Source organism: Vibrio sp. QJM3NY_21, from assembly GCF_057785975.1.
Window position 1 is genome coordinate 844,701 of sequence record NZ_CM173514.1, and the last position, 14,369, is coordinate 859,069.

Sequence of the window (14,369 nt, forward strand, 5' to 3'; positions counted from 1 at the left end):
CGATTCAGTTTAGAAGCCGAATCGAGCAGACATTAAGATTTGGTGGCCATAAGTACCATTGTTCCGCAGATCTACACCAACAGAAAGTTGATCGGTTGAGTGAAAACGAGCACCAAAACCAACAATTGAGTTGCTGTTATCGTTATCAATCAGTTGACCAAGGCGAGCGTTGACTTCAACATTTGCAATGATCCAGGCTTTTACGCCGATGTTTACTTCCGTTTTAATGTCGTTTTCATCGTTTCGCTCGATGTTGTGTAATAGCATCTGGCCATAGATATCGGCAAACTGTCCAATCGGACCATTAAAGCCAACACCAGCTGCAGCATCCCAGTCACTTTCGAAACCACTATCAATACGACCGATAAAATGAGCATTTTGAGTAAATAGTGTTGTGAACTCACCACCAAACGTACTAGGGCTAGCCCCCATGCGTAGCTCGAATGTGTTGTAGTTAAAGTTGTTTGCAGACGCAGAGAATGAACACAGTGCAGCTAGTCCTAAAAGGACAGTCTTATTCGTGCAACCTAGCATGGTGACTCCATATAAATTGTATTTTTCGGCAGTATAATACAAAAAAGCCTGCAATATGCAGGCCAATTACTTGAAGTCAGTATGTTTTGTATTTATCGCTTATAGAACTTGGATATGATCCACTTCGATTTCCGGTGTCTTGCCGCCTTCATATTCGCCGAAGATGCGTACTTTAGTATCAGCAGTTAGCGGTTGTGCTAGGCGGATATCATCATCCAATTCGATTTGAATTTCACTCTGCCCATCAGAGAAGACAAATGTATCATTCTTTAGCTGACGAACAATCTTGCCATCTACAATCGCTTCTTGCTCTGCGAACATGCTTGTGTCTGCAAGTAGTGTCGCAACAGAAACGGTTTCAATCGGCCCTGTGTAAGCGATAGCGCTCTCGTGCTTGCTATTGCTGTTGTGGGTATTGCTGCTGTTGTGGTCACTAGCCATTGCGAAAGTAGGGGCAAGGATAATAGTAGATGCGATAGCTAATACAGTTTTTTTCATGGTGAATCCCTTAATGTTGTTTTTAGTAGAAACGTTTTTCTGAATTTGAAACGTTTCTTTTCGTTAGTACGTTTTATTTGTTGATGCGCTGCTTATTGTTCATAAGCTTCGTTTCGATGGAGCCATTAAACAACACCGGGGTTGAATCCAGAGTGAGTAACACATTCATTTTCCATTCATTTTATTGAGCATCTACTCGGCAATGACGTTAAGATGGAGGCAGAGAAATATTGCGTACAGCTATAAATTGAACATTAAGAAATTAAGAAATTAAGAAATTAAGGATTTAAGTACAGATGCGATCACCGTTAAACGCCCTTATGGTTCAAGGGACAACGTCAGATGCCGGAAAAAGTGTTTTGGTGGCAGGTTTATGCCGTGTTTTGGCAAGGAAAGGAATCAAAGTGGCACCTTTTAAGCCACAAAACATGGCGTTAAACAGTGCGGTGACAAAAGATGGCGGCGAAATTGGTCGCGCTCAAGCCGTTCAGGCGCAAGCTTGTAACATTGAACCCACTGTTCACATGAATCCGGTATTGCTAAAACCCAATTCAGATACTGGCGCACAAGTGATTCTGCAAGGCCGAGCGATCAGTAACATGGAAGCTACGGGCTATCACGATTACAAGAAAGTGGCGATGGATACCGTTATTGACTCATTTGACCGACTTTCTGACGAATACGAAAGCGTGATGATTGAAGGGGCGGGTAGCCCAGCAGAAATTAACCTCCGCGAAAATGATATTGCGAACATGGGATTTGCTGAAAAGGCGGATATCCCTGTGATCATTGTTGCTGACATTGACCGTGGTGGCGTTTTTGCACACCTCTACGGCACATTAGAGTTGTTATCTGAATCTGAACAAGCTCGCGTAAAAGGCTTTGTGATAAACCGCTTTAGAGGCGATATCGCGCTACTTCAATCTGGACTTGATTGGCTAGAAGAGAAAACCGGCAAGCCAGTGATTGGTGTATTGCCATATCTCCATGGTTTTAACCTAGAAGCGGAAGATGCCATTACCTCAGCTCAAGAGTCTGACGGAGAAGCTAAGCTTAAGGTGGTGGTGCCAGTGCTAACCCGAATCAGCAACCATACGGACTTCGACGCGTTAAGACTTAATCCTTCCATTGATTTACGTTATGTCGGTAAAGGTGAACGTATAAACAATGCAGATTTGATTATCTTGCCGGGTACAAAATCGGTAAGAGCTGATTTGGATTACCTAAAACAACAAGGCTGGGATAAAGATATTCAGCGTCATTTACGCTTGGGCGGCAAAGTGATGGGTATTTGTGGTGGTTACCAGATGCTAGGAAATATCATCCACGATCCAGATGGGGTTGAAGGTGAGCCAGGAAGCAGCGAAGGGTTAGGATATCTCGATACTGAAACGACGCTAACACAACAGAAAACCTTAACAAACATGCGCGGCACCATGACACTTGATGGTAAAACAGCACAAGTAAAAGGGTATGAGATCCACGTAGGTAGGACTGATGTCAAAGAAATAGCATTACCGGTTCAGTTAGAATCAGGCAGCCTTGATGGCGCTGTGAATCAAGATAACTCAATTTTTGGTACTTACCTGCATGGCGTATTCGATAACAGCGATGCGTTGTCGCTTATTTGCGAATGGGCAGGAGCCAACGATGTAACAGCGATTGACCATGAACAGCTTAAAGAGCTGGGTATTAATCGAATCGCTGATGCCATCGAAGAGCATTTAAATCTTGATTTGCTTTGGCCGGAATTAACCATTTCGGTCTGAATTAAAAGCTTTAGCCTGAATTCAAAAGCTTATGTCTGACTCATTAGCTTATGTCTGACCTAATAGCTTCAGTTAGAGTTAAAAGCTTTAGCTTGCGTTAATAGCTTTAGCTTTCGTTAAACCGTTGAGTCTGTCTTAAAACGAGCTCAAGAACTGAAACGAACAATAGATAAGTGATCACAATGAAAAAGCGAGTCATCCTTTTAACCATCGCCTTAACTTCGGCATTGAGTTCTAGTCATCTTTTGGCTGCGGAAAAGCTACGAGTTTACGCTGCATCGTCGATGACGAATGCGGTTAACTTGTTGGTCGAAGAGTTTGAGAAAGATCATTCTGTCGATGTTATTCCAGTCTATGCGAGCACGTCATCTTTGGTACGCCAAATCGAAAGAGGCGCGCCAGCAGACATATTTATCTCGGCAAACGAAAAATGGATGACGCATTTAGTCGATCGTCAATTGGTTTCTAGTGACAATGTCACAAACTTGTGCGAAAACGAATTGGTGCTAATTTCCCCGAAAGAGACGCCAATATCGTTGGATCTCTCAAACGGTGACCAATGGGCTAAACTACTAACGAATGAAAGACTTGCGGTTGGTAACACCATGTCGGTTCCTGCGGGTATCTATGCGAAAGAAGCGCTAGAAACGTTAGGTGTATGGGACGATGTGAAGACTCGATTGGCACTAAGTAACAATGTTCGTATGGCATTGGCTTTGGTAGAGCGTAGTGAAGCTAAGCTTGGCATTGTCTACAAAACAGATGCGTTGCTTTCTAAAGAAGTGAACCTAGTGTCGACGTTCCCATCAAATTTACATACGCCAATACGTTACCCTGTAGCGAAATTGAGCGATAAAGTCGTCGCAGAAGAGTTTTATACTTTCCTAAATAGCGGAAAAGCGAAGGACACCTTGAACAGTTTTGGATTTGAAGTGCGTTAAATGATGTATTTATCGGAATACGAATACCAAGCCTTAATGCTGAGCTTGAAAGTCGCTGGTTTTGCCATCTTGTGGCTTATTCCTATCGGCATCGGCTTAGCATGGTTGCTTGCTAAGAAACAATTTGTGGGTAAAAGCATTGTAGAAAGTATTGTCCATTTGCCTTTGGTACTTCCACCTGTGGTCATCGGTTATTTGCTGCTAGTGATGATGGGCAGGCAAGGCGTTATTGGCTCTTGGCTTAATGACGTGTTTGGTATCGTATTCAGTTTTAGCTGGAAGGGCGCGGCACTCGCGTGTGTTGTTGTCGCGCTGCCATTGATGGTTCGCTCTATTCGCCTGAGCCTAGAAACCGTAGACAGTAAACTGGAAGAGGCCGCAGCCACATTGGGCGCTTCACCTCTTCGCGTGTTTTTCACCATCACTTTACCTTTAATGATCCCTGGGATCATTACCGGCACCATGCTTTCATTCGCAAGAAGCCTAGGTGAATTTGGTGCGACCATCAGCTTCGTTTCAAATATTCCCGGTGAAACTCAGACCATTCCATTGGCCATGTATACCTTTATTGAAACCCCTGGCGCGGAAATGGAAGCGGCGCGTTTGTGTGTCATTTCAATTGTGATAGCGCTTGGTTCATTAATGCTATCTGAGTGGCTCAACAAAAAGTCAGCAAAACGCTTGGGAGGAAATGCATGAGTGCTTTGATCCTTCAATATCAGCAACAGCTTGGTGAAACCTTTTTCGATATCGACTTAGAACTCCCTAGTAGCGGCATTACGGCGATTTTTGGTCGTTCTGGTGCGGGGAAAACATCCCTCATCAATGCGATCAGTGGCCTTAAACAGCCGGACAAAGGCTTGATCAGCGTATCTGGAACCACTCTGTTTGATAGTCGTAATGGCATTAATTTGCCAACCCACAAACGCAACGTTGGTTATGTGTTCCAAGAATCGCGATTGTTCCCGCACATGAAAGTCGCGGCGAATCTTAAGTACGGCATGAAAGGTGCTGACAAAGCGCACTTTGAGCAAATAGTCTCGCTGTTGTCTTTGGACTCATTGCTTGATCGCTATCCAGCTCGTCTGTCTGGCGGTGAGAAGCAACGTGTGGCAATTGGACGTGCTTTGTTGTCTAAGCCGAGTATTTTGTTGATGGATGAACCATTGGCCTCTCTCGACTTACCTCGTAAGCGTGAAGTGATGCCGTTTCTGGAAAACCTTTCTGAAACAGTGAATATTCCAATCATTTACGTTACGCACAGCCTTAATGAGATCCTACGCTTGGCCAATCACCTTGTGATCATAGAGCAAGGTAAAGTCATTTCGTCGGGTGTGACGGAAGAAGTGTGGGCTTCAAGAGCCATGCAGCCTTGGCAATCATTCTCAGAACAAAGTTCATTGTTTGAGGGGACGCTGGCTGAGCACAATGACGATTACGCACTATCGCGACTGAAGCTTGGTAAATCGACATCGTTGTGGGTTCAGAAGGTGTCGAGCGACATTGGGGCCGCAGTAAGGTTACAAGTTAGGGCAAATGATGTCTCTATCACGCTAGAACAGCCGCAAGGCACTTCGATACGTAATATCCTTCCTGTGACCATTAAAAGCGTAGAGACGCACCAGCAAGGCTCAAATAAGCAGAGTGTTGCGGTAGAGCTGGAGCTAGAGCCTGGTTGTTACTTGTGGGCGACCATAACCTTGTGGGCTCTGGACGAGTTGAGTTTGGAAATCGGTCAGCAAGTCTACGCTCAAATTAAAGGCGTGAGTGTCGCTCAGCGAGATATTGCCGTCACGCACTGATTCAGGCGCGACCTTTGAGGCAATGAGTGAGATAAGTTCGGTCATTGTCTTTTCTATGTTTACTGCTTTTCAGCGGGTTTAACGTTTGTCAGTGATGCTTACTGCTTGTTTGCGATACTTACTGTTTGTCTGCAATATGAATACTTGTCCGCGATATGAATATTGATCTTGATTCCATGAATGGATACATGCGTCATTTTTTTACGGTATAACTGCCAGCTTTACGCCACACTGTATGAGTGTTAAGGCATATTAATTATTTGTAGAATGTCAAAAGCGACACTGACAAGAGCTTCAGTGGCAAAAAACACAAAGATATTGTGAGCGAAGCTCTCAAGCAACGAACAGAAAAAGCTGCAGGCACAAAAAAGCCGCATGTTTTAAATAACATACGGCTTAATCATTAAGTTTTCGTTAAACATTCAACCTAAATTTAGGTGCGATGAATAGCTTAGCGGATGAAAACTTCTTTGAAATCACGCTTCAAGATAGCATCACGGCGCGCTTTCTTGATTTGCTTAGCCATGTCTTTTACACAGTTATGTAAAATTTGGTCAAGCAGTTGAGCTCGGTACTCTTCTTTTTCTTCATCAGACATGCCTTCTGGAAGTTTAAGAGTAGGGAACTCCTCCATCATGTTTACACCAGCGAAAGCTTGGCTAACAGAGATTAGAGCGTGGAATTGCTCAAAGTTGTCTAAAACATTTTGTGCGCTTGCTGGAAGGCTGCTCCAAGTTTCACGCACTGCTTCTTCAGACACCTCATGAATAGAAGTAACCATGTTGTGCATCTCTTTAGGCACTTCATCAAATTCGATAACTTGGCGAAGCTCTGGTGAGATAGTGGTTAAATCGATTTCTTGTACTTCGTTGTTTGTAGCGTCTGACATAGTATTTCTCTTTAAAAAGAAACAATGCTAAAAAGATCTGTAAAAAAGTCAATATAATATAGAGATTAGGGCATGATTTAAGCCCAAATTTGAGCTACTTTGAATATTCAACACTAGATAAAGGTGATGTGATGATAGAAAAGGGATCTTCGATGCGCATATTGCTGGTTGATGATGTTCAACTCGACCGGATGCAACTTGCTATTCGACTTAAGCAATTAGGACATATTGTTGAAGCTGTTGGCAGCGGAAAGGAAGCCCTGAATGTTTATTCTGATTTTGATCCTGAACTCGTATTGCTCGATATCAGTATGCCAGACATGGATGGTTTTGAAGTAGCTAATGAGGTTCGCAGTCGATTCCCTGAATGGGTTCCTATCATCTTTTTGAGTGGTCACGAAGAGCCAGCAATGATCGCTAAGGCGATTGATGCGGGCGGTGACGATTACCTGATTAAGCCAGTTAACAAAGTTGTTTTGAATTCCAAGCTGATCGCAATGCAGCGTATCGCGCACATGCGACGAGAATTAAAGCAGAGTACTGCCAAACTCGAAGAACTCAACATACTCCTACAGCAACAAGCAAACGAAGACGGTCTCACCAAACTGTATAATCGTCGATATATGGACACTAAGCTTGAAGAAAGTATTGCATGGCATGGAAGGCGTAATATACCCATGACAGTCATTTTATTAGATGTAGACTTCTTTAAGCCTTACAACGATAATTACGGGCATATTCAAGGGGATACCTGCTTGCAAGGCCTTGCCACGACCTTAAAGCAACTCTTCGTTCGTGCGGGTGAGTATGTAGGGCGTTATGGCGGTGAAGAGTTTGTTTTGATTCTGAGTGATACCGACAGTGAAACGGCTAAGTTACAAGCTATCCGAGTCAAAGAAGCGCTGCATGAAATGAATTATGCACACGATCATTCAACGGTATCTGATAGGGTGACAGTGTCACAAGGTGTGTTGTCATTTGTACCCGGAGGTGATGAATCTACGGCCTCTATTTACGACAAGGTTGACCAGGCGCTTTATCAAGCAAAGCAAAGTGGTAGAAATACCTTTATACAGCGAACTATTTTGGAGCTTGCACGTTAGTTGGTGAGCTCTTTTAGATAATTGAATTTATACTTCTAATAGCATTGAGCTAGGAAGCCGATTTAGTGATAAAAGAAATGCCACATTCAAAGTTATGCTCTAGGGTTAATATAAATAGGGCAGCCATACTTCCACTGCTTTGTTTTATCTTTCCTACAATAGGTAATGCAAATTCGTTGACAGATGCATTCAGAAAGGACATCGAACGAACATTCGCGACGAGCGTACTGCTTAACGACACCGACGTGTTTACCTTTGGTATTAATAATTTTGATCCAAACAAAGTCTTTAGTTTAGATAACGAAGATATTGGTTCAAAAGACTCTGTAAGTCGCAGAAAAGATATTACTTCAATCAGCCTTCCGTATACGTTTGAACTACCTGAATATATTGAAGATAATCATCAAGATATAACATTGCGTTTGTCTGCACTGCGTATTGAGAAGGACATTTCGTACGCGTCTACGGTGAAAAGCGATTTTCAAAAAGAATCAGTCATTTCTGGCTATGTAGAATTTGCGAATGTATCCCAATTAGATGAGCACTGGAGTTTCAGTTCTGCTATTGGTAACCACATCTCTTATTACCGTAACGACTTCGAATATCGTTCATCATTGCTTGAGACTATTAAAGATCAATTGGATAACGTTTATCTCAATACCGATGCATGGGCTTACATCATTGAACCTAAAATTAAAATGACCTTTGAAGACAAGAATGACTGGGGAAAATACAAGTTAAGTACTAGTTGGCATTACTTCAATGGTATAGGTTGGGGAGAGGCTAATAATGGCAACGTTGGATATCCCGAAGGTTGGTATATCGCCAATGAAGCCAAGATTTTCTATGACTTAATACGCTGGGATAAGAACATTACTTCTATGTACTCCAGTATAAGAAGAATTGATATCGGTGGTGATACCGTTGCTTCTATGGGTACAACGTCATACTACGAAGGCAGTGTAGGTTGGCTACTCAACCCAAATCTATTTAACGACTGGGTTGATAATGTTGGAATTGGGTTTACGATCAATTACGGAAGTAGTCTGAAAGGAGGGAGCTTAGTTATCTTCTTCAACCAAGATTAATCTCACTCTAGTCTAGTTATCGACACTTACGTTTAGCTATCAACACACAGCTTGTTTCGGCCGGTTTCTTTCGCTTTGTAGAGTGCCTTGTCAGCAAGCTTCAATACTTCTTCAGGATGCTTGGTGGTTGTGCTATCAGACAGTCCAATACTTACCGTCACGTTTACCACTTCCGATGGTTTCCCGTTCTGACCACGATTTTTGATACCCACTTCATGGTCATCAGGGCGCTCGAGGCTATTTCGAATGGTCATGTCGTAGTTTTGGATCTCTGAAATCAGAACTTGAAGGTGCTCTTTCACCTGTTCCGTGTATTTGCCTTTAAAAATAATCGTGAACTCTTCTCCACCATAGCGATACGCTTTCGCACCACCGGTGGTTTCTCTAAGAATACGAGCCACCAGTTTCAGCACATCGTCGCCAATGTCGTGGCCATAGGTATCGTTAAATTTCTTGAAGTGGTCGATATCAACCATAGCCATCGAATATTTACGACCTAAGTGCTTCATATCGACTTCTAAGGCGTGTCGACCTGGGATGTTAGTCAGTTGGTCATTAAACGCCATATCGTGGCTAGCAGACATCACATAGACGATGATCAACGTGCCTGATAAGGAGAACATAGTGCTAGAGATGTACTGCACGTCAAAGAAGATGAACGTACAAGAAGACAGCAAGATAGTGCTATAAACGACAACATCAATAGAACGGTTGTACACCAGCACTAGGATGGCTGTAAGGCCAAGCAAGCAAAGGCTATACAACACCAAAACAAAAGGCAGTTTGGAGAAGTCTCTAACAATGAACAGTAGGCCTTCACTCCATGATTCAAAACCGCCAGCATGGAAATGAGAAACGATCAATTGCGCCCAAACCATAAACAGCACGAGAACGATGGCGTAGAGGAGCATCGACTTTGAATTGACACCGTTATCCGGGAAGGCATACACCAATAAGCAAGTAACCGGTACTAATGCCGCAAGTAACGACAGCTCTAATAAGGTGGTTCCGGTGTTTAAAGGGGTCTGTAAGCGAACTTGGATGATCAAATAGGCTACTAGCATGGTTAATGACACCATGGCCATGCGCCCTTGTCTGAATGTATGGCATAGCAAAACGGCAACGCTCAATAAGATATATGGAAGGTTGCTAGCAAACCCTAGGTTTGAATCCGTCACAAGAATGACGTTGTTCATACCAGCGAGTAAAATTGCCAATAAAAATAGAGGGAAGCAAAATCGAAACATGCTCGACGTTACAAAAGAAGATGCCATTTACGTGGTGAGCCTAATTATACTGATGATCTTATAATTTAATTTTATACGTAGGATACGGTTAAACAAGCGAATGCCAAGCTTTTTACTTAAATTAGAGCAAAAACATAGTCATAGGCCGCTAATAGTGCAACCATTTTTATATGTATTTGAGTTGCTATTAACCATAGAACCAACTACACAGTATATATGAGAAATTAATTAGTCGTTATAGTTAGTTAACATGCAGTTAGTAAATCTGTAGTAATGAGTAGGGTATAGTAAGGTAACAATATGTAGGTCGTTGCCAATCAGGCTAGAACTCGATCTGTCGTGATAGCTACAAATGGAGGTGTGGTATGCAAATTAGTGTTGATGTTCACAACTATATGGAAACGCTGGTGGGTCAGGTCTTGGCTACCGAGGAGTATGTGTCTAGTTATAACAACGAACAGTTGGCTGATCTCGCGTGTTTGGCTTTAGGTCAACTTAAGCCCATCTATATTCGTTTCGATATCGATTTTCTTTCGGCATTGCCAGAAGACAAATTGGTACTCTATAAACGAAATAGTGAGATCGCGGTCAAGAATGCAGAAAGTATGATCATTGACGATAGAAGACGCGAACGTGACGACAATGTGCCCGTTATCTTTAGTCAACACAATTTTGATGATGACGTAGAATTGCAGTGGTATGAAAAGCCATTGTTGAACCGTAAACAGTCGTGATAGTTTAGGGTTAATACGGTCATTTAAGGAGTAAAAAACGTGGGATTCTTTTCTAGATTATTTGGTGGCAAAGAAAAAACCGAACAAAAAGTAGAGATTGAGCCAGTCGAATATAAAGGTTTCAATATCTATCAAGATGCCATTGCAGAATCTGGTCAATACCGTGTTGCTGGGCGAATCGAGAAAGAATTCGACGGTGAAATCAAAACTCATCGTTTTATTCGTTCAGATGTTGTTTCAAACAAACAAGATGCCGATGAATTGATGCTAAAAAAATCGCAGATGTTCATCGACCAAATGGGCGACAATATATTTAGCTAACCAAATAGGGTTAGAATTGATGTTGGTCATAATTTAGAGAGCTTTCAGTGTATATGCTGAAAGCTATTTTTAGTTTTAGGGACAAAGAACAGCTAGTAAGTTGTTATTTAAAGGATTATTTGCAAGTGGTTTGACCTCTTAGTTCGAGACGGTCGTCATTTCTTCAAATGAAGCGCTCAAATTCCATCCAAATCGTTATAAGTAATAACTTTTCCTGTTCTTTGAACAAAACGCTTGAAGTATTAGTTGTCGTTAGATACAAACGAATAAGTCATTCGTGCCAATAGTCAAGGAATCGCTATGCAAATTGGTGTACCAAGAGAAACACTCGCAGGTGAAACGCGAGTCGCTGCTTCGCCGAAATCGGTAGAACAGCTTCTAAAATTAGGGTTTGAAGTTTGTGTTGAATCACAAGCAGGTGCGTTAGCAAGTTTTGAAGATGCAGCTTATGAACAAGCTGGAGCAAAAGTTGTTACTGCAGACGAAGCTTGGAAATCCGATATTATCTTTAAAGTTAACGCTCCGATCGTTGACGAGTCTAAAAACGAAATCGATCTACTTAAAGATGGCGCAACATTGGTCAGCTTTATTTGGCCTGCTCAAAATCCAGAATTAATGGAACAATTGTCCACTCGTAGCATCAACGTGATGGCGATGGATTCTGTTCCACGAATTTCGAGAGCTCAGGCGCTAGATGCATTGAGTTCTATGGCAAACATCGCCGGTTATCGTGCCGTTGTTGAAGCGGCACATGAGTTTGGTCGATTCTTCACGGGTCAAATTACGGCGGCAGGTAAAGTTCCACCAGCGAAAGTATTGGTTGCTGGTGCGGGTGTTGCTGGCCTAGCGGCGATTGGTGCTGCAGGTAGTTTGGGTGCGATCGTTCGTTCGTTCGATGTTCGTCCTGAAGTAAAAGAGCAAGTCGAATCTATGGGCGCTGAATTCTTGGAAGTTGATTTCAAGGAAGATACCAGCGCGGGTGATGGCTACGCAAAAGAGATGTCTGAAGCATTCAACAAGAAAGCGGAAGAGCTTTATGCGGCTCAAGCAAAAGACGTCGATATCATTATTACAACGGCACTGATCCCAGGTCGCCCGGCACCTAAACTGATTACCAAAGAAATGGTAGACAGCATGAGTGCAGGTAGCGTCATTGTGGATCTTGCCGCTGCGAATGGCGGTAACTGTGAATACACGGTTGCAGATCAAGTGATCACAACCGCTAATGGCGTGAAAGTGGTAGGTTACACCGATATGGTTGGTCGACTGCCGACTCAATCATCTCAGCTATACGCGACTAACTTAGTTAACCTGCTGAAACTGCTTTGCAAAGAGAAAGATGGCAACATCAATATCGACTTTGAAGATGTCGTCTTACGTGGCGTAACGGTGGTTAAAGAGGGCGAAGTGACTTGGCCAGCTCCACCAATTCAAGTTTCTGCTCAACCACAACAACAAGCTAAGCCTAAAGCGGTGAGACCTGAACCAAAAGTTCAAGAACCTGTCTCTCCAATTAAGAAAGTGGCGGGTATGGCGGTTGCTGTTGGTGCTTTCGCTTGGATAGCTTCGGTTGCTCCTGCTGCGTTCTTATCTCACTTTACCGTTTTTGTTCTCGCTTGTGTGGTGGGTTATTACGTAGTTTGGAATGTAAGCCATTCTCTGCATACACCTCTGATGTCCGTAACTAACGCGATTTCAGGGATCATTGTAGTAGGCGCACTGTTACAGATAGGACAAGGAAGTGGCGTCGTCACATTCTTATCATTTATTGCCGTATTAATTGCAAGTATCAATATCTTTGGTGGCTTTACCGTGACCAAACGTATGCTTGAAATGTTCCGTAAAGACTAAGGAGTAACAGATGTCTGAAGGATTAGTACAAGCAGCTTATATTGTTGCTGCTGTATTCTTTATAATGAGCTTGGCCGGGTTATCGAAACAGGAATCTGCACGTGCAGGTAACTATTACGGTATTACGGGTATGGCAATCGCGTTGATCGCGACGATCTTTGGCCCTCATTCTGCAGGAATTGTGTGGATCATCATTGCTATGGTGATCGGTGGTGGTATTGGTATCCACTTCGCGAAGAAAGTAGAAATGACCGAAATGCCAGAGCTGGTGGCAATTCTGCACAGCTTCGTAGGTATGGCGGCGGTACTTGTTGGTTACAACAGCTACATTGATGCACCAGAAGCGGCAACGCATGCAGAGCACGTTATCCACTTAGTGGAAGTGTTCCTAGGCGTGTTTATCGGTGCGGTAACCTTCACCGGTTCTATTGTTGCATTTGGTAAGCTTCGCGGCGTTATCTCTTCGTCGGCACTGAACATCCCTCATAAGCATAAGTGGAACCTAGCGGCTATCGTTGCTTCTACATTGCTCATGATTATGTTCGTTAAAGCTGACGGCAGTATGTTCGCATTAATGGTGATGACTCTTATCGCATTCGCATTCGGTTACCACCTAGTGGCATCGATTGGCGGCGCAGATATGCCAGTGGTTGTTTCTATGCTGAACTCATACTCTGGTTGGGCAGCAGCGGCAGCAGGCTTCATGCTTGCGAACGATCTGCTTATCGTAACTGGTGCGTTAGTCGGTTCATCAGGTGCGATTCTGTCTTACATCATGTGTAAGGCGATGAACCGTTCGTTCATTAGTGTTATCGCTGGTGGATTCGGCCAAGACGTCGTTGTGTCTGATGGCGATGAAGAGCAGGGTGAACACCGCGAAACATCAGCTGAAGATGTGGCAGACATGTTGAAAAACTCTAAGTCAGTGATCATCACTCCAGGGTACGGCATGGCAGTAGCTCAAGCTCAATACCCAGTGCATGAAATCACTGACAAGCTAAGAGCGCAGGGTATCAAAGTTCGATTTGGTATCCACCCAGTTGCTGGTAGGTTACCGGGTCACATGAATGTACTGCTTGCTGAAGCAAAAGTACCTTACGATATCGTTCTTGAAATGGACGAAATCAATGATGACTTCGATGAGACAGATACTGTATTGGTTATTGGTGCAAATGACACCGTGAACCCTGCAGCACTTGAAGATCCAAACAGCCCAATAGCTGGTATGCCAGTACTTGAAGTTTGGAATGCTCAGAATGTTATCGTGTTCAAACGTTCGATGAACACAGGTTACGCCGGTGTGCAAAACCCACTGTTCTTCAAAGAGAATACGCAGATGTTGTTTGGTGATGCTAAACAGAGTTGTTTAGGCATTCTAGAACATCTATAGAAAGCACTTTCTAATCTCTTGCTAAGAAGTTTTTTAAGAAGATTTCTAAGAGTTTTCTGAGGGGTTTTCTAATAGTTTTCTAAGTGTTTTCTAAGCACCATGTAATAATCAGACTAGGAGCTCATTTGAGCTCCTTTTTTTGATCCTCAGAACTAGTCTTAATCCAAGCCCACAACAAACAGGGCAAGGAAACCCATTCGAA

At 43.1% G+C, this 14,369-nt stretch carries 14 protein-coding genes; 10 read left to right on the forward strand and 4 right to left on the reverse strand.

Annotated features, from left to right (window positions below; translation table 11 throughout):
- Positions 1-9 precede the first annotated feature (9 nt).
- Positions 10-534 (reverse strand): hypothetical protein, encoded by a 525-nt coding sequence (locus AC3CID_RS19485; RefSeq protein WP_017087055.1) that lies wholly within the window; start codon positions 532-534, stop codon positions 10-12.
- 99 nt (positions 535-633) lie between these two features.
- On the reverse strand, positions 634-1,032 hold the full coding sequence (locus AC3CID_RS19490) for a YgiW/YdeI family stress tolerance OB fold protein (protein WP_108209198.1): 399 nt from the start codon (positions 1,030-1,032) through the stop codon (positions 634-636).
- Between the two features lie 296 nt (positions 1,033-1,328).
- Between AC3CID_RS19490 and AC3CID_RS19495 the strand changes: the two genes are divergently transcribed.
- The 4 genes from AC3CID_RS19495 (at position 1,329) to modC (ending at position 5,544) form a co-directional block, all read left to right on the forward strand.
- The gene (locus AC3CID_RS19495) at positions 1,329-2,801 is read left to right on the forward strand and encodes a cobyric acid synthase (protein ID WP_237298141.1); all 1,473 of its coding nucleotides are present in this window, start codon (positions 1,329-1,331) and stop codon (positions 2,799-2,801) included.
- Between the two features lie 182 nt (positions 2,802-2,983).
- Complete coding sequence (gene modA / locus AC3CID_RS19500) at positions 2,984-3,742, forward strand: molybdate ABC transporter substrate-binding protein (protein ID WP_237298140.1); 759 nt, start codon at positions 2,984-2,986, stop codon at positions 3,740-3,742.
- A complete protein-coding gene (gene modB, locus AC3CID_RS19505; RefSeq protein ID WP_004731040.1) occupies positions 3,743-4,441 on the forward strand; it encodes a molybdate ABC transporter permease subunit in 699 nt (232 codons plus the stop codon). It abuts the gene before it with no gap.
- Positions 4,438-5,544, forward strand: a complete 1,107-nt coding sequence (gene modC / locus AC3CID_RS19510; protein WP_004731038.1) for a molybdenum ABC transporter ATP-binding protein ModC — start codon at positions 4,438-4,440, stop codon at positions 5,542-5,544. The genes modB and modC overlap by 4 nt, the downstream gene beginning before the upstream one ends.
- A 451-nt stretch (positions 5,545-5,995) precedes the next feature.
- On the opposite strand, the gene AC3CID_RS19515 is transcribed toward modC, so the two are convergent.
- Complete coding sequence (locus AC3CID_RS19515) at positions 5,996-6,433, reverse strand: DUF3069 domain-containing protein (protein ID WP_004731036.1); 438 nt, start codon at positions 6,431-6,433, stop codon at positions 5,996-5,998.
- 131 nt (positions 6,434-6,564) lie between these two features.
- Here AC3CID_RS19515 and AC3CID_RS19520 point away from each other — a divergent pair, with 131 nt between their 5' ends.
- Together AC3CID_RS19520 and AC3CID_RS19525 are read left to right on the forward strand one after the other, a co-directional pair.
- Entirely contained in the window at positions 6,565-7,536 is a 972-nt protein-coding gene (locus tag AC3CID_RS19520; RefSeq protein WP_017073502.1) for a GGDEF domain-containing response regulator, read from the forward strand.
- 77 nt (positions 7,537-7,613) lie between these two features.
- Positions 7,614-8,624, forward strand: a complete 1,011-nt coding sequence (locus AC3CID_RS19525; RefSeq protein WP_237290158.1) for a Solitary outer membrane autotransporter beta-barrel domain — start codon at positions 7,614-7,616, stop codon at positions 8,622-8,624.
- Between the two features lie 32 nt (positions 8,625-8,656).
- On the opposite strand, the gene AC3CID_RS19530 is transcribed toward AC3CID_RS19525, so the two are convergent.
- Complete coding sequence (locus AC3CID_RS19530) at positions 8,657-9,898, reverse strand: GGDEF domain-containing protein (RefSeq protein WP_171308635.1); 1,242 nt, start codon at positions 9,896-9,898, stop codon at positions 8,657-8,659.
- Between the two features lie 338 nt (positions 9,899-10,236).
- Between AC3CID_RS19530 and AC3CID_RS19535 the strand changes: the two genes are divergently transcribed.
- The 4 genes from AC3CID_RS19535 (at position 10,237) to pntB (ending at position 14,167) form a co-directional block, all read left to right on the forward strand.
- Entirely contained in the window at positions 10,237-10,605 is a 369-nt protein-coding gene (locus tag AC3CID_RS19535; protein ID WP_004731025.1) for a late competence development ComFB family protein, read from the forward strand.
- A gap of 39 nt (positions 10,606-10,644) precedes the next feature.
- The gene (locus AC3CID_RS19540) at positions 10,645-10,926 is read left to right on the forward strand and encodes an HlyU family transcriptional regulator (RefSeq protein ID WP_004731023.1); all 282 of its coding nucleotides are present in this window, start codon (positions 10,645-10,647) and stop codon (positions 10,924-10,926) included.
- A gap of 300 nt (positions 10,927-11,226) precedes the next feature.
- Entirely contained in the window at positions 11,227-12,777 is a 1,551-nt protein-coding gene (gene pntA / locus AC3CID_RS19545; protein ID WP_237288875.1) for a Re/Si-specific NAD(P)(+) transhydrogenase subunit alpha, read from the forward strand.
- A gap of 10 nt (positions 12,778-12,787) precedes the next feature.
- Positions 12,788-14,167, forward strand: coding sequence for a Re/Si-specific NAD(P)(+) transhydrogenase subunit beta (gene pntB, locus AC3CID_RS19550; protein ID WP_017079246.1), 1,380 nt, complete (start codon positions 12,788-12,790; stop codon positions 14,165-14,167).
- Positions 14,168-14,369 lie beyond the last annotated feature (202 nt).